Origin of the sequence: Amycolatopsis sp. NPDC058986, from assembly GCF_042741125.1 — a bacterium.
Taxonomy (GTDB): Bacteria; Actinomycetota; Actinomycetes; order Mycobacteriales; family Pseudonocardiaceae; genus Amycolatopsis.
Genome location: NZ_JBHYJW010000001.1, coordinates 123,812 through 143,275 on the forward strand (window position 1 = coordinate 123,812; position 19,464 = coordinate 143,275).

General features: G+C 70.9%; 18 protein-coding genes. 8 read left to right on the forward strand and 10 right to left on the reverse strand.

Annotated elements, in window-relative coordinates; translation table 11 throughout:
- Positions 1–4: 4 nt before the first annotated feature.
- The 3 genes from ACFW0G_RS00580 to ACFW0G_RS00590 form a co-directional block, all read right to left on the reverse strand.
- Entirely contained in the window at positions 5–655 is a 651-nt protein-coding gene (locus tag ACFW0G_RS00580) for a hypothetical protein (protein ID WP_378322451.1), read from the reverse strand.
- An 86-nt stretch (positions 656–741) separates the two neighbouring features.
- Entirely contained in the window at positions 742–936 is a 195-nt protein-coding gene (locus ACFW0G_RS00585) for a hypothetical protein (protein ID WP_378322452.1), read from the reverse strand.
- Positions 937–1,186: 250 nt separating this feature from the next.
- Positions 1,187–2,068, reverse strand: a complete 882-nt coding sequence (locus tag ACFW0G_RS00590; protein WP_378322453.1) for a peptidylprolyl isomerase — start codon at positions 2,066–2,068, stop codon at positions 1,187–1,189.
- A gap of 190 nt (positions 2,069–2,258) precedes the next feature.
- Here ACFW0G_RS00590 and ACFW0G_RS00595 point away from each other — a divergent pair, with 190 nt between their 5' ends.
- Positions 2,259–2,849, forward strand: a complete 591-nt coding sequence (locus tag ACFW0G_RS00595) for an MBL fold metallo-hydrolase (protein WP_378322454.1) — start codon at positions 2,259–2,261, stop codon at positions 2,847–2,849.
- A complete protein-coding gene (locus ACFW0G_RS00600) occupies positions 2,846–3,502 on the forward strand; it encodes a hypothetical protein (RefSeq protein WP_378322455.1) in 657 nt (218 codons plus the stop codon). The genes ACFW0G_RS00595 and ACFW0G_RS00600 overlap by 4 nt, the downstream gene beginning before the upstream one ends.
- Here the strand turns inward: ACFW0G_RS00600 and ACFW0G_RS00605 are convergent.
- Genes ACFW0G_RS00605 through ACFW0G_RS00615 form a run of 3 tightly spaced genes read right to left on the reverse strand, consistent with a single transcriptional unit; the run spans position 3,474 to position 6,358 of the window.
- Positions 3,474–3,761, reverse strand: a complete 288-nt coding sequence (locus ACFW0G_RS00605; protein WP_378322456.1) for a hypothetical protein — start codon at positions 3,759–3,761, stop codon at positions 3,474–3,476. The two genes, ACFW0G_RS00600 and ACFW0G_RS00605, sit on opposite strands and share 29 nt — an antisense overlap.
- A 26-nt stretch (positions 3,762–3,787) precedes the next feature.
- Entirely contained in the window at positions 3,788–5,332 is a 1,545-nt protein-coding gene (locus ACFW0G_RS00610) for a YibE/F family protein (RefSeq protein ID WP_378322457.1), read from the reverse strand.
- Positions 5,333–5,380: 48 nt separating this feature from the next.
- Positions 5,381–6,358, reverse strand: a complete 978-nt coding sequence (locus ACFW0G_RS00615; protein ID WP_378322458.1) for a GlxA family transcriptional regulator — start codon at positions 6,356–6,358, stop codon at positions 5,381–5,383.
- Positions 6,359–6,456: 98 nt separating this feature from the next.
- On the opposite strand from ACFW0G_RS00615, the gene ACFW0G_RS00620 reads away from it, so the two are divergent.
- From ACFW0G_RS00620 to ACFW0G_RS00645, 6 genes are all read left to right on the forward strand, one after another.
- A complete protein-coding gene (locus ACFW0G_RS00620; RefSeq protein WP_378322459.1) occupies positions 6,457–7,161 on the forward strand; it encodes a DJ-1/PfpI family protein in 705 nt (234 codons plus the stop codon).
- A 152-nt stretch (positions 7,162–7,313) separates the two neighbouring features.
- A complete protein-coding gene (locus ACFW0G_RS00625) occupies positions 7,314–10,160 on the forward strand; it encodes a tetratricopeptide repeat protein (protein ID WP_378322460.1) in 2,847 nt (948 codons plus the stop codon).
- Positions 10,161–10,270: 110 nt separating this feature from the next.
- Positions 10,271–10,759, forward strand: a complete 489-nt coding sequence (locus ACFW0G_RS00630; RefSeq protein ID WP_378322461.1) for a hypothetical protein — start codon at positions 10,271–10,273, stop codon at positions 10,757–10,759.
- Positions 10,760–10,898: 139 nt separating this feature from the next.
- Entirely contained in the window at positions 10,899–11,816 is a 918-nt protein-coding gene (gene ligD / locus ACFW0G_RS00635) for a non-homologous end-joining DNA ligase (RefSeq protein WP_378322742.1), read from the forward strand.
- Positions 11,813–12,697: a non-homologous end-joining DNA ligase gene (gene ligD, locus ACFW0G_RS00640; RefSeq protein ID WP_378322462.1), complete on the forward strand. Its 885-nt coding sequence runs from the start codon at positions 11,813–11,815 to the stop codon at positions 12,695–12,697. The genes ligD (ACFW0G_RS00635) and ligD (ACFW0G_RS00640) overlap by 4 nt, the downstream gene beginning before the upstream one ends.
- Positions 12,698–12,797: 100 nt before the next feature.
- Positions 12,798–13,196 carry an SPW repeat protein gene (locus ACFW0G_RS00645; RefSeq protein ID WP_378322463.1) on the forward strand — a complete coding sequence of 133 codons (399 nt, stop codon included), beginning with the start codon at positions 12,798–12,800 and terminating at the stop codon, positions 13,194–13,196.
- A 3-nt stretch (positions 13,197–13,199) separates the two neighbouring features.
- Here ACFW0G_RS00645 and ACFW0G_RS00650 read toward each other — a convergent pair whose 3' ends face one another.
- From ACFW0G_RS00650 to ACFW0G_RS00665, 4 genes are all read right to left on the reverse strand, one after another.
- On the reverse strand, positions 13,200–14,657 hold the full coding sequence (locus tag ACFW0G_RS00650) for a DNA polymerase ligase N-terminal domain-containing protein (RefSeq protein ID WP_378322464.1): 1,458 nt from the start codon (positions 14,655–14,657) through the stop codon (positions 13,200–13,202).
- A gap of 157 nt (positions 14,658–14,814) precedes the next feature.
- Entirely contained in the window at positions 14,815–16,836 is a 2,022-nt protein-coding gene (locus tag ACFW0G_RS00655; protein ID WP_378322466.1) for an ABC transporter ATP-binding protein, read from the reverse strand.
- Between the two features lie 76 nt (positions 16,837–16,912).
- Positions 16,913–18,646 carry an ABC transporter ATP-binding protein gene (locus ACFW0G_RS00660; protein WP_378322467.1) on the reverse strand — a complete coding sequence of 578 codons (1,734 nt, stop codon included), beginning with the start codon at positions 18,644–18,646 and terminating at the stop codon, positions 16,913–16,915.
- 43 nt (positions 18,647–18,689) lie between these two features.
- The gene (locus tag ACFW0G_RS00665; RefSeq protein WP_378322469.1) at positions 18,690–19,346 is read right to left on the reverse strand and encodes a TetR/AcrR family transcriptional regulator; all 657 of its coding nucleotides are present in this window, start codon (positions 19,344–19,346) and stop codon (positions 18,690–18,692) included.
- Between the last annotated feature and the right edge of the window lie 118 nt (positions 19,347–19,464).

Consider the following 19,464-nt stretch of genomic DNA (forward strand, 5'->3'; position numbering starts at 1 on the left):
GCGGTCAGTTCTTGAGGTAGGGCGCGAAATGCCCGGCCACGACGTCGGTGACGGCGTCGGGGCCGAGGAGGCCGTCGACCTCGATCACCCGGATGCCGTGCTTGCGCGCCGAACGGATGACGTCGGCGGCGACGAGCCGGTCGCGCGCGATGCGGTTCCGTTGCGCGCGCAGGGGATCGCTGACCCGGGTGGCGAGCGCCGCCGCCCGCGGCAGCTGACGGATCTGGTGCTGGCGGAACAGTTCGGTCGGCACCAGGACGACCATGCGGGCGGGGGAGTCCAGCAGCGGGGCGACGAGTTCGGGCCGCAGTCCCCAGCCCTCGGCGATGATGGGGCGTTCCGAGTCGAGCGCGCGGAGGTCGTCCAGCGCCCACTCGAAACGCTGCGGGAACCCGGCGAGGGTTTCGTGGGTCATGCGTTCGGGAGTGGTGTTCACCCAGACGGCCTCCGGGTCCGGGTCGGCGGCCGTCTCCTGGCGCCGGACCCGGTGCGCGACACGGCGATCGAGGTGACCGCGAGCGTCGTGGTAGTCGTAGTGATACGCGGTGAGGCCGTACCGCGCCGCAAGCAGCCGGGCCACCGTCGATTTGCCCGCCCACTGCGCGCCACCGATCCAGAGTGCCTTGCTCAGCGTTCCGAACGGATCCGAGGTCATCACACGACTATTGCCCGGTGCGGGACCGAAAACCAGTCTTGAGTTTCCGGACGGTCGCAGGATCGTCGCTCAGCGTGTGTGCGGGGTCAGCCTTCCCGGTCCCCGTCCGGGGCGAACGTGAAGATCCGCGCGACCGGGAGGGGCTGGGTGGGCGGCTCGGGCGGAGGCGGAGCCGCTGCGGTGGCAGGCGCGGTGCTGCCGCGCCGGAATCGAAGCCAGCCGATCATCCCGAGTGCGCCCAGCACGACACCGCCCGCTCCCGCGCCCAGTGTCGTCAGCATCCGCGTCCACCTGCCCGCCGGACGGAAGTCCGGTCTGCGCGGCGAAAATCCATCGCTCGTCTCTCCCGCGTTCCTCTGCGTGTTCGGATTGCCCCCTACACGGCGAAGGCTTCGAGACGGTTCGAGAAAACGGCGAAGTTGGGACATCCGGACGCGCCGGAGCCGCCGATCGGATGGGCGAAATCCGTGAAGGACCCCTTACCGGCACTGGGCGCCGGGAAGGAGTCCTTCACGGACTGGAGGGCTGAGATCAGTTGGCGACGCTGACGCCGGTGAACTTCACCTGCATCGCGGGGAGGCCGGTGCCGTCCGGGCTGCTGGCCTGCGACTCCGGCGTGATCCCGGCGCGAGCGACCTTGTCGAGCACCTTGAGGCCCTCGTCGGAGATGCTGCCGAACACGGTGTAGTCGGGCTGCAGCTGCGCATCGCCGTACACCATGAAGAACTGGCTGCCGCCGGAGTTCGGTTCGCGCGTCTTGGCCATCGCGAGAATGCCGCGGCCGTAGGTCAGCTGCGGGAAGTTCTCGTCCTGGATCGTGTAGCCAGGGCCGCCCTGGCCGTCGGTCTGCGGGTCGCCCTTGGCGCCGGGGTCGCCGCACTGCAGCATCTGCAGGCCGCTCGTGCCGAGCCGGTGGCACATCGTGTCGGTGTAGAAGTTCTGCTTGGCGAGGCTGAGGAAGCTGTTGACCGTGCAGGGGGCGAGGTCGCGGTCGAGCGTGACCGGGATGTCGCCCGCCGTGCTCTTCAGCGTCACGTTGACCGTGCCGGTCGAGGGCACGTTCTTGCCGTCCGGCACCTCGGCCTTCTTCGGCGTCTTGCCCTTGGCGTCCGCCTTGTAGTCACAGCTGACCGGGTTCGCCAGCGGCGTCGGCCGCTTCGGCATCGGCGCGCGCTGGGTCGGGATCTGGATGGGCGGCGTGGGCGCGGCCGAGCTGGACGGCGGGTTCGCCGCGTCGTTGCTGCTCCCGCTGCTGTTCACGATCCACACCACGGCACCGGCCACGATGAGGACGACACCGCCGACCACACCAACGCCCACGATCTTCCGGCGCTTCGCCCGCTCCGCACGGCGTACGAGCTGACGCTCGAGTTTGCGCTTCGCAGCTTCGCGGCGCTGCTGGTTGGTCGCCACCGGAGGCCCTCCAGGTTTCCGCTCGGTGTCACACGTCTGGGTCACCCGCCGCCTCGACGGCGCGAAGCCGCCTCGGTGGGGTAGCGGCAGTGTATGGGCACAGCCTGTGAGGCCCATGTACAGGGGCGGCTAGTCTCATCACGATCGTGAGCGGCGTCGCCAGGATGCCGCCGGAAGCAGGAGGCGTTTCGTGCTCGTAGTCGGGTTCGGGTCCGGCCCGCTGCAGGCGAACTGCTATCTGCTCGCAGGTGCCGCCGGTGGCGACTGCGTGCTCGTCGACCCAGGCCAGGAGGCCACCGAACCGGTGGCGGAGGCGCTGGCCGAGCACCGGCTCACCCCGGTGGCGATGCTCGCCACCCACGGCCACCCCGACCACGTCGGCTCGGCCGCGGAACTCTCGGCCGCCCACGGGATCCCCCTGCTGCTGCACCCGGCCGACGCGGCCGCGTTCGACGTCGCGAGCGAGCCGCTGGAGGCGGGCACGCACACCCTCGCCGGACTGGACGTCACGGTCGGCCACGCGCCGGGGCACACGGCCGGGTCGGTGGTGCTCGGGCTCGCCACGGAGGAGGGCGGCAGGCTCGTGCTGACCGGGGACACGCTGTTCGCCGGCTCGATCGGGCGTACCGACGGAGCCGGCGCCGAACTGGAGAAATCGTTGCGCACCTTGCTGTTGCCCCTGCCCGAGGACACCGTGGTGCTGCCCGGCCACGGCCCGGCGACGACGATCGGGCAGGAGCGTGCCGCCAATCCGTTCCTGACCGAGATGAGCAGGGCATGAGCGAAGCGAACGGGGAACCCGCCGCGCCGGAACGGCTTCCGCTCTTCCACGAGGAAACGCGGTCCCGGCGCCGGCGCGGCTGCTCGGGCGTCGCCGGGGTGGTGATCTTCGCCGCCGCGTTCGGCGGCATCGCGGGGCTCATCGGCGGTCAGGTCGCCGGGCTCGTCGTCGCCGGGGTGATCGCGCTCCCGCTGCTGTACCTGCTGGCGTACAACCTCCGCCGGCGCGTCTGGCTGGAGGGCACCGTCCTGCTCGTGCGGACATGGGGGATCCGGCGGGTCGACCTGGTCACCGCGGAGCGGCTCGACCTGGTGATCAGCGACGTCCGCGGCACCAGGACGGTGAGCCTGCTCGTCAACGCGGGGCAGCGCCGCAAGGTCGCCAAGGTCGATCTGGCGCTGTTCTCCGGCGCGGGCGGGCGCGAACTCGGTGTGCTGCAACTGCGCAGGCTCGCCAACGCGCTGATGAACAACACCGAGGCCAACGGGCTCGTCTTCTCCGAGCTGCTGGTCGCCGAGCTGAAGGCCGAGGCGCGCGGGGACGCGGTGGCCGACCGCCCGCTCTACCGGCTGGCTTCGGCGGCGCCGTCCGGGAAGTACGTGCAGCGGTTCACCATGGAGGCGGTCAGCCGGTTCGTGGCGACCCTGGACTGACCGCCGGTTCGGCCTTCTTGTCGAGCTCGTCGACCCGGGCCCGGATCAGTTCCAGCTGGTACACCAGTTCCGGGACTTCGTGGGCCACGTAGCTCGCCAGCCGTTCGACATGCTTGAGCGTGGCGCGGACGTCCTCGACCGCGGACGCGATCCGCGGCACCGACTCGGCGGCGTCCAGCGCGGCGCCGAGCAGCCGCCGCGCCAGGCGCACGGCTTGCCGCGGACCAGCCAGCACGAAGTCGAACACGGTCCCTCCCACCGACGCTGTGTGCCCGACTTCGTACCTCACACGGGGCCAGGTTCCTCCGCCGGGGTTCGCTTGCGTGACAGGAGTGAACGCGGGGGACTGGTGGTGCCGCTGAGGTGACCCGCGGGCTCTCGCGACGCGATCAGCGCGGCCAGCAGCGTCGTCACCGGGACGGCCGCGACGATCCCCACGCTGCCCGCCAGGGTCCGGATGATCTCCGCGGCGATGTTCTCGCTGCCGAGCAGCGCGCCGAGTCCGACGCCCGAGATCGACGACGTCAGCAGGACCGGCAGCGCGGCCCCGGCGTAGGCCATGACCAGGGTGTTGACCGCGGAGCCGACATGGTCGCGGCCGATCCGCAGTCCGGAGCTGTACAGCTCGCGCCAGGTCAGCGCCGGGTTGGCGCGCCGCAGCTCCCACACCGCGCTGGTCTGGGTGACGGTGACGTCGTCCAGTACGCCGAGCGCGCCGATGACGACGCCCGCGAGCAGCAGTCCGCGCGCGTCGATGCCGTGGCCGAGGGAGCCGATGAAGCTCGCGGTGTCCTCGTCGAGCCCGGTCAGCGAGGCGGCGGCGGAGAAGATCGCGGAGAGGACTCCGATGAGCGCGAGGCTGACGAGCGTGCCGAGCACCGCGGCCGAGGTTCTCGCGGAAAGCCCGTGCGTCAGGTAGAGCGCGATGAACATGATCGCCCCCGCGCCCGCGATCGCCACCAGCAGCGGATTCTCCCCGGCGAGGATCGCGGGCAGGATGAACAGCGCGATCACGACGAAACTCAGCACCAGCGCGACGAGTGCGGCCAGGCCCTGCCAGCGGCCGAGCACGAGGACCGCCACGGCGAACAACGCGGCCAGGACGAGCAACGGCGTCCCGCGCTGGAAGTCGACGATCTGGAACGACGCCGGATCCGCGGCGTTGCCGCCGTTGTAGGCGAGGACGATGTCGTCACCCGCGGCGAACCTCGGCGTGCTGGGTTCGATCGGGACGGACAGGCGCAGCGTCTTGCCCTCGCCCGGGCCGTCGGTCATCTTCAGCTCGGCGGTCAGGCAGGGCTTGCCGTCGGACGGTGGCGGCGTGCCGACCTGGACCTGGCCCGGCGCGAGACACGGCCCGGTGACCGTGCTCGCGATGGTCGCCTTCACCGGCGTTCCCTGCTGGATGACGCTCTTCGGCGACGCCTTGCCCCACGGGTAGAGCACGATCATGCCCACGACGGTGGCGAGGGCGAGCGGGGTCAGCAGCCAGATCAGCAGCAGGCGGACCCGGTGGGACGCGGGTGCGGCCGGGCCGTGGCCATGGCTGTGCCCATGCCCATGCCCGTGGCCGACGTCGGCGGCGGTGCTCTTCGCGGTGGGTTTCGGCGCGGGCCGGGTGGGCGGTTTCCGGCGCGGTACGTCCGCGCGGGTGCGTGGCGTCTCGCCGGTGTCGGCGCGGCGGCGGCCGCCCTCGGGGGGCGTGCGCCGGGGCGGATTTCCGGCGTTCCGGGTCGTTCCGGGCACGCGGCGCGGTGTCGAAGGCGACGGACCGTCCGAGACCCGGCGAATCGGGCCTGTGTCGTCATCGGAATTGTCTCGGCGATCCACGACCACATCCTCCACAGCGGGCGCGGCCGGGTGGCGGCGGGGCTCGGATCAGGCGGGCGACTGGCGAAGGTGGACGCGGCGATACGCCGAGGGCGGCGTGTCGAAATGATCGAGGAACGCCTGACGCAGCGTCTCGGTCGAGCCGAACCCGCACCGGCGCGCGATCGCGGTGAGCGGGAGCTCGGTGCAGGAGAGCAGCCGGGCCGCGTGCTCGGTGCGGACCGTGCGGACATACCGGCTCGGCGAAGTCCCCAGATGCGCGTCGAAGAGCCGGGTCAGCTGGCGGGCACTGACGCCTGCCCGCTGCGCGAGCGCGTTGGTGCCGAGGTCGGCGTCGAGGTGTTCGCCGATGTACGCGGTCAGATCGCGGACCTGGCGGTGCTCGGGCGGCGGCCCGGACAGGAACATGCTGACCTGGGCCTGGTTTCCCGGCCGTTGCAGGTAGGTGACCAGCGCGCGGGCGGTCTCGCGCGCCAGGCTCGGGCCGTTGTCCTCCTCGACGAACGAGAGCGTCAGGTCGAGCCCGCTGGTCACTCCGGCGGAGGTGTAGACGTTGCCGTGCCGGACGTACAGCGGGACCGGGTCGACGGTGATCTGGGGGAAGCGCTCGGCGAGCCGGTTGGCGTAGATCCAGTGGGTGGTGGCCCGGCGCCCGTTGAGCAGGCCGGCCGAGGCGAGGACGGTGGAGCCGGTGCAGACCGAGGCGATCCGGCGGCTGCTCTGGGCGAGCCGCCGGACGTGGCCGAGGATCCGCTCGTCCGCGGCGGCTGCCTCGTGCCCGAAACCACCGGCGATGATCAGCGTGTCGAGGTCGCCGGTGATCTGGTCCAGCCGGTGCTGGGTGCGCAGCGTGAGCCCGCACGAGGACTCGACGTCGCGACCGTCCACAGTGGCCAGCCGGATCTCGTACCCCGGCCGCGCGCCGAGCTTGTTCGCCGCGTGGAGCACGTCGGCCGGGCAGGCGATGTCGAGGATGTCGGCGTCCGGATAGCCGATGATCACGACACGTCTGGGTGAACCCGGCATACGCCGCACGGTAACACCTGAACTGGCGGTGAGACACGGTTCGCAGGATTCCGGACATCCTCGCCACGTGCGGTCCGGCCCGCTGCCACGGTGGCGGCATGACGGAAGAACAGAAGACTTTCGCCTTCGTGGTGTACCCCGGATTCACCGTGCTGGACCTGGTCGGTCCCCTTCAAGTGCTTTCGGCGCTGGCGAGCTTCGACGCGCGGTACCGGGTCGTGGTCGTGGGGGAGACGCTCGACGGGCTCGGCACGGACACACCACTGGGGGTCGCACCGAGCCACACCTTCGCCGACGTGCCCGCACCGTACGCGCTGCTCGTGCCGGGCGGCGGCCCGCCGACCATCCGCGCGCTGGCGAACGAGCCGTTGCTGGGCTACCTGCGTTCGGCGGCGTCGAGCGCGAAGCTGGTGACCTCGGTCTGCACCGGCTCGCTGCTGCTCGGGGCGGCCGGGCTGCTGGAGGGCAGGCCCGCGACGACGCACTGGATGTTCCGCGACGTGCTGCGCGCGTTCGGCGCGAAGCCGGTGGCACAGCGGTGGGCCGAGGACGGCCCGGTCATCACTGCGGCGGGCGTGTCGGCGGGCATCGACCTCGCGCTGCACATCGTCGAGCGGCTCGAAGGCGCCGAGGTGGCCAGGATCGTCCAGTTCGCCGTCGAGTACGATCCGCAGCCGCCGCTCGGGCCGCTCGACTGGTCGAATCCGCCGTTCGGCCCGCTCACGCCGCTGCGGGAACGCGCGCTGCGTGAGGGCCTCGCGGACAACCCGGAGCTGCTGGAGAAACTGCTCGCCCACGCCTGAGCGTCCCGCTGCACCGAACGGAGGCGGCCAACCGGGTGAGGTCCGTGCGAGAGGGTCCGTGACGCCGCGTCAGCGGCTAGATTCGCCTCTGCCCGTGCGATGCAGACGCGACGCTGGTGGGGACGTCAGTGCGGTTCCAGATTCTCGGCCCGTTGGCTGCTTCCGTGCCGCTGCCGTCCGCGGCCCAGCCGCGGAGGCTGCTGGCGATCCTGCTCGCTCGCCCGAACGAGTTCGTCTCCCGGGACACCCTGGTCGACGAGCTGTGGCCGGACGGGGCCCCGCCGAGCGCGGCCGCGATCGTGCAGGTGACGGTGTCGAAGCTGCGCAAGACGGTGTCGCCGGGTCGTGCGGTGGACGACGCCGGGCAGCGGCTGCGGTCGGGGCCGCGCGGGTACGCGCTCACCGTCGCGGACGGGGAACTCGACGCCGACGACTTCTGCGCACAGGTGAACGCCGCGATGGTCGCGGCGAATCGCGTGGAGCGCCGGAATCTCTTCGAGCGAGCGTTGTCCTGCTGGCGCGGTGCGGCGCTGGCCGACGTCGCCGGGGGCCCGCTGGTCGAGGCGCACAAGCTGTGGCTGGAGGACCGGCGGCGGTCCGTGCTTCTTCAGCTGGCCGAGCTGGAGCTGGCCGACGGTGCCGGGGCGTCGGTCGTCGCCCGGCTGGATCCGGTGCTGGCCGCGCGTCCCGCCGACGAGCGGGTCGCCGCGCGGCTCGCCTGCGCGCTCGACGCGCTGGACCGGCGCGACGCGGCGCTGGACGTCCTGCGGCGGACCCGCCGCGCGTTGTGGGACGAGGCCGGGGTGCATCCCGGCGAGGAACTGCGTTCGGTGTACCGGCGCGTCGCCGGTACCGAGTGGACGGCGGGCGGCGCGCCCGCCCAGCTCCCGCCGGACCTCCCGGACTTCGCAGGCCGGACAGCGGAACTGACCGCGGTGGCCAAGGCGTTGCGCGGCCAGGCGCCCGTCGTCGTGCACGGGCCGGCCGGGTCGGGGAAGACGGCTCTCGCCGTGCGGGCGGCGTGGCGTGCGCGGAGACGATTCCCCGACGGGCAGCTCGTGGCCAGCGTGACCGCCGAGCCGCGCGAGGTACTCACCGGTTTCCTCCGTGCGCTCGGCGTCGCTCCGGCCGAACTGCCCGCAGACTTCGCCGGGCTGGTCGCCACCTGGCGGGGGATGACCGCGGACCGGCGGCTCCTCGTCCTGCTGGAGGACGCGACCGCCGAACGCCGGATCCGGCCGCTGCTGCCCAGCGGGCCCGGCTGCGCCACCTTGATCACTTCCCGGCGAGCACTGCCGGGGCTGCCGGGCGCGCGTCCGATCGTCCTGCCCGAGATGTCCACAGTGGACGCTCGCGAGCTGTTCGGGGCGATCGTGGGCAGGGAACGGGCGCGGGCCGAACCCGAGGCCGTCGCGGAGGTGCTGCGGCAGTGCGCCGGGCTGCCCCTCGCCGTGCGGATCGCCGCGGCGAAGCTCGCGCAACGGCCGCGGCTGCGCGTCGACGACCTTGCCGCCCGCCTCGCCGACGAACGCCGCAGACTCGACGAACTCGTCGTGGGCGACCTCAGCGTTCGGACGCTACTGGCCTCGGCCCTGCGCGAGCGGACCTCCGGCGAACGGGACGTGCTGGCCCTGCTCGCCGCGTTCGGCGGCCCGATCACGGACTGGTGCGCGGCCCTGCTGCTCGGGCGTCCGCTCCCGGAGGTGCGGGACCTGCTCGACACCCTCGCCGACGGGCACCTGCTGCTGCCGGGGCCGGCGTACACCCTGCCCGGCTTCGTCCGGCTGGCTCTGGCCGAGCAGCCCCGGGCCCGGCTCGATCCGGGGAAACTGCGCCAGGCGCTCGAAACGATGCTCGCCAGGACCCGGGGCACCGCGCCAGGACCGGACACCGAGCAGCTCGCCGCCGCGGTGCGCCTCGCGTCGCGCCACGGCTGGACGGAACTCACCGGGCAGCTCGCCGACGCGTGCGCCGCGCGGGCGGGCACGCCGTGGCTGGGCCGCGCCGCGTGGGCCGTCTCGGTACGCGGCCTGGTGGCCGCCCGGCGCCGGGGCGATCATCGCGCGGAGGCGGGGAGGCTGTTGACCCTCGGTTCGGTGCATGCCCAGGGCGGGCGCTGGCGGTTGGCCCGCAGCTACTACGTCATGGCCGAGTCCCGGTTCCGTGCGCTCGGCGAGCTGGAACAGACCGGTGCGGCGCTCAGCGCTATCGCCGACATCGACCTCGACACCGGCCACGCGCGGGCCGCGGTCGAAGGACTGCGCGAGGCGCTCGAGCTGTTGCGTGCGTGCGGCGCCCGGCGGCGTCAAGCCGTCACGGCGGCCCAGTTCGGTTCGCTGCTGGAAGACCTGGGCGACTTCCCCCGTTCCGTCGAGAGCTTCGAGGCGAGCTTGCTGCTCGCCCAGCACAGCGACGACGAACGTTCGCTCGACCAGGTGACGAAACGCTACGCCGACGTGCTGCGCCGCGGCGGCCGGACGGACCAGGCCGCGGACCTGCTCGACGACGCGCTGGGCGGCGCGGTCCGGACCGGGGAGCGGCACTGGGAGGCCCACGTCCTGCGGAGCATGGGGGATCTGCACACCGAGGCGGGACAGTGGCGGGAGGGGGAGCGGTGCCTGACGCGCTCGTTGACGCTGTTCGACCACATCGGGCACCGGCACGCGGCCGCCTACACGCATCGCAGCCTCGCCGAGGCCAGGAGGCTGGCCGGTGACCACGCCGGCGCGCGGGCGCATCTGCGGGCGGCGATGAGCGTCTTCCACGATCTCGGCGACCGGCGTGGCGCCGGGTACGCCTTGATGAGCCTCGGCCGTTCCTACGCCGGAACCGGCGCCCTCGCGGACGCCCGGCGAGTCCTGCGCCGCGCGGCCGACCTCTTCGCGGGACTGGGCTTCCCGCTGTGGGAGTTGCGGGCGCTGGGCGAGCTGAACGCCGTCACCGGCAACTCGCCCGAGTCCGCGCGGACTCGTGAAGTCTTGACGAAAATCCGGACCTGACGGGCTCGCCTGGGCACCGCAGGGCCGGGTGTTTGGCGAAGTTATGGCGACACCGATTTGGCTGTCCTGTGTCGGGCACCTCTGCCGGACACCCCCGAGGAAGGCAAGTCATGCGGTTCTCACCCATGCTGCCCCGAGCGGCCTTCGGACTGACCGCGGCGGCCGCGACGATGGTGTTCGCCACCATCGGCACGGCGTCGGCCGTCACGAAACTGACCCAGGCGCAAGCGGCGGCGAAGCTGAGTGCGGCGGGCGTGACCCACTCGTCGAGCGGTGACTGCACCACCCGGACCAACTCCCACTGCACCTCCTACGAGCAGATCAACGTCAGCACGGTGGACGGCGTGCTGACGCTCAAGCGCGCGAGCGGCTGTGCTCTCGGCATCACCGGCGGGACCGAGGTCGGCCACGCCGCGGGGACCTACAGCCACTACAACGGCTACAAAGTGGACATCTCGCACAACAGCTGTCTCGACGGCTACGTCAAGCGCAGCTTCACCTACGCAGGCAAGCGAGGGGACGGCTACCCGCAGTGGAAGGCGGCGTCGGGCAACCTCTACTGCGACGAGGGCGACCACTGGGACATCACGTACTTCTAGCGAGGACCGGCCGGAAGCTGTCCGCATGAGGGCGACGGACAGCTTCCGGCCAGGCGGATCTTCATCAGGCGAGGTCACGGTGGTGCCGGGTACCCTGCTGGCTGTGACGGACCTGGTCCGGCCGGGATGGCGGGAGCCCATGCTGGCCACCCTCACCGAGCGGCGTTTCTCGGACCCGAACTGGGTCTTCGAGCGCAAGCTCGACGGCGTGCGCGCGCTCTGCGTGCGCGACGGCGGCGAGGTCGGGCTGTGGTCCCGGGCGCGCAAACCGATGAACGGGGCCTATCCCGAGATCGCGGACGCGCTGGCCGAACGCGGCGGTGAACAGTTCGTCGTGGACGGTGAGATCGTCGCGTTCGACGGCCACCGCACGAGTTTCGCCGCGCTGCAGCCGCGGATGCACCTCACCGATCCCGGCCGGGCGCGCCGCAGCGGGGTCAAGGTGTACTTCTACGCGTTCGACCTGCTGCACTTCGGGGGTATCGACGCGGTGGGACTGCCGCTGCGCCAGCGCAAGCAACTGCTGCGCGACGCGTTCGACTTCGGCGATCCGTTGCGGTACGCGGCACACCGCAACGGCGACGGCGAGCGGTTCTACGCCGAAGCCTGTGGCAACGGCTGGGAGGGCGTGATCGCGAAACGCGCCGATTCGCCTTACACCCCAGGCCGTTCGAGCGACTGGCTGAAGTTCAAGTGCGTACGGGAACAGGAGTTCGTCGTCGGCGGGTACACCGATCCGCAGGGCACGCGGTCCGGGCTCGGCGCGTTGCTGCTGGGGTACCACGACAACGGCGCGCTGCGGTACGCGGGCAAGGTCGGCACCGGCTTCGACGACGCGATGCTGCGCGAACTGCTCGGCAGGCTGACGCCGCTGGAGCAGCGGTCCTCGCCGTTCGCCGGGACGGTGCGCGAACGCGGCAGTCACTGGGTGCGCCCGGAACTGGTGATCCAGGCGGGGTTCGCCGAATGGACGCCGGAGGGCAAGCTCCGGCACGCGCGGTTCGCCGGGATCCGTGACGACAAGGCGGCGGCCGACGTGGTGCGGGAGGACCGGTGAACCCGGACGAGATACGAACGTCCAATCCGGACAAGGTCTTCTACCCCGAAAGCGGCCTGACCAAGGGTGACGTCGTCGCGCACTATCGCACCGTCGCCGCGGTGATGGTCCCGCATCTGCGCGGCCGCCCGCTGACGTTGCGCCGTTATCCGCACGGCATCCACGGGGAGACCTGGTTCCAGAAGGAGGCCAGCTCGCACTTCCCGGACTGGCTGCGGGTCGAGAACGTCCCGCAGCGGACCTCGGCCACGGTCCGTCACGTGATCTGCGACGACGCCGCGTCGCTGGTGTACCTGGCCAACCAGGCGGTGGTGGAGTACCACATCTGGACGTCCACAATGGACGCGCTGGAGCAGCCGGACATGGTCGTGATCGACATCGACCCGCCCGACGACGTCGACGTCCGGGAGCTGCGGGACATCGCCAAGCTGATCCGGCAGGTGTACACCGCCGTCGGGCTCACCGCGTACCTGCAGGCCACCGGCGGCCGCGGCTTCCACGTCGTGGCGCCGGTCGAACCCACCGCGAGCTACGCCGTCGTGCGGCAGGTCGCGCTGAAGGCCTCGGAACTGCTCGTGCGGGTCGACCCCGAGCGGCTGACCGTGGCGCAGCGCCGGGACAAGCGCGGGGACCGGGTCTTCCTCGACACCAATCGCAACGGCTACACGCAGACGTTCATCGCGCCCTATTCGCTGCGCGCGCGGCCCGCCGCCGGGGTCGCCACCCCGCTCGACTGGGGTGAGCTGGGCAAGGCCGCCCCGGACGGCTGGACGCCGGACCGGATCAAGCGGCGCCTGGCGCGCAAGGCGGATCCGTGGCGCGACATGGCCGAGCACGCGGCGTCCGCGGAAAAAGCGCTGGCGCAGCTCAAGCAGTACTGAGCCGCCGTGGCCTCCGGTGAAGTCCGATGTTCCGGAGCGCCGTGGGTGGGTACCCGGGGAGCGGACACGGGACCGACCAGAGGGTTCGAGGTGATCGTTCATGGCCAGCGGAAGCAACCCGGTCACGCATCCGGAGCGGATGGGCACGGCACGCGGCGCCGTGGGGGCCGGGGCCGGGCTGGTGGTGCTGGCGGGGCTCTACCTGATCGTCGCGCCCTGGATCACCCGGTTCGGCGGCGCCGCGGACCTCGCGGTGAGCAACACCGTCACCGGGCTGGCGCTGGTGGGCCTCGCCGCGGGGCGGACGCTCGACGAGCGGCTGCGCCCGCTGTGGTGGGTCGCGCCGGTCCTCGGCGCCTGGGCCGTGGCCTCGCCCGGTGTGCTGCGGTTCAACGCGGAGACGCCGCCGTCCGCGGGTGCGTGGGTCGGCAACGCCGTCGCCGGTGTCGTCGCCGCGGTCGCGGCGCTGGCGATTTTCCCGCGCCGTACCCGCGAGTGACGGTCATTCGTCCGGTTCGACGTCTTCGGGGGCGGCGTCTTCGAGCAGCCCACGCCAGCGCGGCGCGGCGAGACAGGCGCCTGAGGTCCAGCCGCGGTAGACCACTTCGCCGACGAGTACCGGCCGCACCCAGTGGGCGTCTTCGGCCTGTCGTGCCGGGACCTCGTGGAACGGCGAAGTCTTGCGGGTGAGGCGGTTCAGCCGCCGGGACAGGGTGTCCAGCTCGGCGCTGGAGAATCCGACGCCGACATTCCCGACGTACCGCAGCGCGTCGCCCTCGGGCACGCCGAGCAGCAGTGAGCCGAAGGTCCCGCTGCGCCGTCCGCCACCGGGCCGCCAGCCACCGAGCACGACCCGCTGCACGTGCGGATCGGTGATGGTGAGCCAGTCACCGGTGCTGCGGCCGGGACGGTACGGGCTGTCCGCGCGCTTGGCGAGGATCCCGGCGAGGCCGTGCTGGTGGCTGGCGCGCGCGACCGCGCCGCCGTCACCGAGGTAGTGCTGGGGCACCTGCCAGAACGGCCCGGTCAGGTCGAGGCCGTCGAGCAGCTCACGGCGTGCGGTGTAGGGCAGGTCGAGACAGGACCGACCGTCCACATGCAACAGGTCGTAGGCGAGAAAGAAGGCGGGATAACGGTCTTTGAGCCGTTTCGCCGCGGCCGCGTCGGCCTGGCCACGGCGGCGGAGACCCTCGGCGCTCGGCCTGCCGTCCTCGAACGCGACGATTTCGCCGTCCAACAGGACTTCGGTGGAGCCCAGCTGGTCGCCCAGCCCGCGCAGTTCGGGGTAGCGGGCGGTGACGTCCGCCCCGGACTCGTCGTAGGCGGTGACCCGCCCGCCGGACACCCGGAGCATCGTGCGCTGGCCGGACCAGGCGAATTCGTAGGCCCACTCGGCGTCTTCGGACACCGCGGGGAACCGGCCGGGTTTCGCCGCCATCGGTGCCAGGAACGACGGGGTCTCCTCGCGGCCGGGTTCGGCCGGGTCCAATCGTTTGAGCACCCAGTCCCGTTCGGACTCCGGATCGTGCCGGTTGACGAAGACGTACTTGCCGCGCGCCTTCGTTCCGTGGAAGACGACTTCGACCTTGTGGTCGTTCCAGTGCAGCGTCTCGTACCGCCCGCGGTCCCAGATGGTCATCCGCCCGCCGCCGTACTCGCCGGCGGGGATTTCGCCCTCGAAATCGGCGTACTCCATCGGATGGTCCTCGGTGTGCACCGCGAGCCGGGTGACGTCCGGCGACATCGGCAGGCCCTTCGGGACCGCCCACGACACGAGCACGCCGCCGCGTTCCAGCCTGATGTCCCAGTGCAGCCTGCGCGCGTGGTGTTCCTGGATCACGAACAGGTCGTCGGCGCCGGGTTCGGGCCGCCGCGGCCACGGTTCCGAGGTGCGCCGGGGATCACGCTTGCGCCGGTACTCGCCGAGTTGTTCCGCCATATCCGGCCGTGGCACCCCCATTCCCCGTTCGGTCGTTCCCCAGCGTATCCCTTCCGTCGCACCGGGAAACCTCCGTACGGGGGTTCGGGCCGAAGGGGACTTTCCTTGCGGCGGACGCGCTGAAGGGGACTTTCCTCGCGTCGGATGCGACGAAAGTCCCCTTCGGCCCGCTTCCCGGTCAGTCCGTTTCGGCCATCGCCTCGGCGAACTGGGCGGCGTAGAGCCGCGAGTACGCGCCGCCGGTCAGCAACAGGGTTTCGTGGTCGCCCTGTTCGACGATCCGGCCCGATTCCATCACCAGGATGACGTCGGCGTCCCGGATCGTGGACAGCCGGTGCGCGATGACGAAGCTCGTCCGGCCGGCCCGCAACGAGTTCATCGCCCGCTGGATGAGCACCTCGGTGCGGGTGTCGACCGAGCTGGTCGCCTCGTCGAGGATGAGGATCGCCGGTTTCGCCAGGAAAGCCCGTGCCACCGTGATGAGCTGCTTCTCACCCGCGCTGACGGTGCCGCCCTCGTCGTCGATCACCGTGTCGTAGCCGTTGGGCAGGGTACGCACGAAACGGTCGACGTGCGTCGCCTTGGCGGCCTCGATGATTTCCTCGCGCGTGGCGTTGTCCGCGCCGTACGCGATGTTCTCCGCGATCGTCCCGCCGAACAGCCACGCGTCCTGCAGCACCATGCCGGTCTTGTCGCGCAGCTCCTCACGGTTCATCTTCGCGATGTCGACGCCGTCGAGGGTGATCCGGCCGCCGTCGATCTCGTAGAACCGCATGAGCAGGTTGACCAGCGTGGTCTTGCCCGCGCCGGTCGGGCCGACGATGGCGACCGTGTGGCCCGGTTCGACGCTGAGCGAAAGGTTCTCGATGAGCGGCGTGTCCGGCAGGTACCGGAACGAGACGTCCTGGAACTCGACCTGGCCGCGGACGACCTCGGGCCGCGCGGGCTCGGCGGGTTCCGGTTCCTGCTCCTCGGCGTCCAGCAGCGCGAACACCCGCTCCGCCGAGGCGACACCGGACTGCAGCAGGTTCGCCATGCTCGCGATCTGCGTGACCGGCTGGCTGAACTGCCGCGAGTACTGGACGAACGCCTGCACGTCCCCGAGCGACAGCCCGCCCGAGGTGACCCGCAGCGCGCCGATCACGGCCACCAGCACGTAGTTCAGGTTGCCGATGAACATCATCGCGGGCTGGATCATCCCGGAGATGAACTGCGCCTTGAAACTCGACGCGTACAGCGAGTCGTTGTGCTCGACGAAGGTCTTCTGCGCCTCCTTGCGGCGGCCGAACACCTTCACCAGTGAATGCCCGGTGTACATCTCTTCGATGTGCGCGTTGAGCCGCCCGGTGGTGGACCACTGCTTGATGAACTGCGGCTGCGCCCGCTTGCCGATCTTCGCCGCCACGAACACCGACGCCGGCACGGTCAGCAACGCGATCACCGCCAGCAGCGGCGAGATGATGAACATCATCACCAGCACGCCGATGACCGTCAGCACCGAGGACACGATCTGCGCGAGCGTCTGCTGGAGCGACTGCGCGAGGTTGTCGATGTCGTTGGTGACCCGGCTCAGCACCTCGCCGCGCGGCTGGCGGTCGAAGTACTTCAGTGGCAGCCGCGCGAACTTGTACTCCACCTGCTGCCGCAGGTCGAACACCGCGCGCTGCACCAGCGTCGTGGTCAGCCGCGCCTGGATCAGCGAGAAGAACGACGCGATGACGAACAGGCCCAGCACGATCAGCAGGATCCGGCCGACCCCGGTGAAGTCGATCGGCGCCCCGGGCACGAAGTCGACGCCGCCGAGCATGTCGGCCTTGGTGTTCTCGCCGTGGGCCCGCAGCCCGGCGATCACGGCTTCCTTGCTGAGACCGGCCGGCATGTCGTGGCCGAGCGCCCCCGCGAAGATGAGGTCGGTGGCCTTGCCGAGCACCTTCGGCCCGATCACGGTCATCGCGACGCTCAGCGCGCCGAACGCGAGAACCCCGGCCAGCGCCGCGCGCTGCGGCTGCAGCAGGCGCAGCAGCCGGGCGAAGGATCCCTTGAAGTCCAACGCCTTCTCCGGCGGCATGCCGCCGGACATCCATCTGCCGGGCCCGCTCTGGCTGGGCCCCGTCCCGGGCGCGCTCCCGTGCGTCCGCGCGGCGGTCGGCCGCTCGCCCGCTTCGGTCTTGGCGGTCTCCGAGGAGTCGGTGGTGCTCATGCGATGGCCTCGCTTCGCGAGACAGTGTCCAGTCCCTTTTGGCGCATGATGTCGATGATTCGCTCGCAAGCGTCGCTCATGCCGCCTCCTGTTCAGTCAGCTGCGACAGCACGATCTCCCGATAGGTTTCGTTGCCGTCCATGAGTTCGTGGTGGGTTCCGGTGCCGACGACCCGGCCTTCGTCGAGCACGATGATGCGGTCGGCGCCCCGGATCGTGCTGACCCGCTGCGCGACGATGACGACGGTGGCTTCCGCGGTCTCGGCCGCCAGCGCCCGCCGTAGCGCGGCGTCGGTGGCGTAGTCGAGCGCCGAGAACGAGTCGTCGAAGAGGTAGATCTCGGGCTTGTGCACGAGCATCCGGGCGATCGCCAGCCGCTGGCGCTGGCCGCCCGAGACGTTGGTGCCGCCCTGCGCGATCGGCGTGTCGAGTCCTTCCGGCTTCTGCTCGACGAAATCCTTGGCCTGCGCGACCTCCAGCGCGTGCCACAGGTCTTCGTCGGTGGCGTCCGGATTGCCGTACCGCAGGTTGCTCGCGATCGTGCCCGCGAACAGGTACGGCTTCTGCGGGACGAGCCCCACGACCGACGACAGGGTCGTCGGGTCGAGGTCGCGGACGTCGACTCCGTCGACCTTCACCGAGCCCGCCGTGGCGTCCATCAGGCGGGGGATGAGGTTGAGCAATGTCGTCTTCCCGGTGCCGGTACTGCCGATCACCGCGGTCGTCTCGCCGGGGCGGCCGATCAGTGAGATGTCGGACAGCACCGGCTTTTCCGCGCCGGGGTAACGGAATTCCACCCCGGCCAGTTCGAGATGACCGTGCACGGCACCGGGCCGGATGGGCGTGACCGGCAGGCGCACGCTCGGCTCGGTGTCCAGCACCTCGGTGATCCGCTCGGCGCTGACCTCCGCGCGCGGCACCATCATGAACATGAAGGTGGCCATCATGACCGCCATCAGGATCTGCATCAGATAGGACAGGAACGCGGTCAGCGCGCCGATCTGCATGCTGCCCGAATCGATGCGCTGCCCGCCGAACCAGAGCACGGCGACGCTGGAGGCGTTCATCACCAGCATCACGATCGGGAACATCAGCGCCATGAGCCTGCCGACCCGCAGCGACACGGTCAGCAGGTCGTCGTTGGCCTTCGCGAAGCGCTCGCGCTCGTGCGTGTCACGGACGAACGCGCGGATCACCCGGATACCCATGATCTGCTCGCGCAGGACCTGGTTGATCCGGTCCAGCCGTTCCTGCATGAGCCGGAAGGCCGGGCGCATCTTCGCCACGATGACGCTCACCGCGATCCCCAGCACCGGGACGATGACCAGCAGCAGCGAGGACAACGGGACGTCCTGGTTGAGCGCCATGATGATGCCGCCGACACACATGATCGGCGCGGACGCCATGAGGGTGAAGGTCATCAGCGCCAGCATCTGTACCTGCTGGACGTCGTTGGTGGTGCGGGTGATCAGCGACGGGGTGCCGAACTGGCCGACCTCGCGGGCGGAGAAGTCCTGCACCCGGTGGAAGACCGCGGACCGGACGTCCCGGCCCAGCGCCATCGCGGTGCGCGCGCCGAAGTAGACCGCGCCCAGCGAGCCGCCGATCTGGACAAGCGAGACCAGCAGCATCGCGCCGCCGATGCCCAGGATGGCGCCGATGTCCCCCTTGACCACGCCGTGGTCGATGATGTCGGCGTTCAGTGTGGGCAGGTACAGCCCGGCCAGCGTCTGGATGAGCTGAAGCAGTGCGACCAGCCACAGGACGCCCTGATACGGGCGCAGATGACTGCGCAGGAGCTTGATCAGCACAACGGTGACTCCCCCCAGTGGTGGTGTTGTCGTTCGGGTGGTGCTAAGCGATGGTGCTTTCCCGGTCCGTGTCCCGGCGACCGGAAGTGGTGGTGAGCGTGGGAAAACCCGCCGACAGTTCCCCCAGGAGCCGGGTCAGCGTCGGCAGGAACACCTGCTGGTCCGACGTGAACCATTCGACGAAGGCGAGCCGGACCGCGCTTTCCACCGCCCCGGCCATCAGACGGGCGTACAGCTCGTCCCCGGTGTCGGCTTCGGCCCGTTCGATGATGGCGTCGGCGAGGAGGCGTTCGACGGTGTGATGTGCCTTGAGGAACTCTCCCCGCAAGGCAGCATGCCCCATCAGCGCGCGGACCCGGGAAACATAGGCCCGATCGGGTTCGCCGTCACGCGAATATTGTTCGAGCACCGCGCCGGTGATGGCCTCCCACAGCGGCTCCTCCGCCGGACGAGCGAGCAGTGCGTCGCGGACGCGGTGCTGGCGATCGACGACGAACTCGCAGACCGCCTCCTCCTTGCACGAGAAGTAGTTGTTGAACGTGCGCGGGGAGACGCCCACTTCGGCGGCGATGTCCTCGACCTTCACCTGGTCCAGGCCGCGATCGACCGCCAGGCGCAGGGCGGCTTCGCTGAGCGCGCGACGGGCCGCCTGCTTCTTGCGTTCGCGCAGGCCGGGCCGCGACCGGGATTCGGAGGGCATACGGCGAGCGTAGCCAAAAGTTGCGTGGCACGCAAAAATCTGCGCGTCACGCACGAATCGGGCACACTTCCGGGTGGCCTTCCGGTCGCGGTGGGCACACTGGAAGAAGGCTGTCACC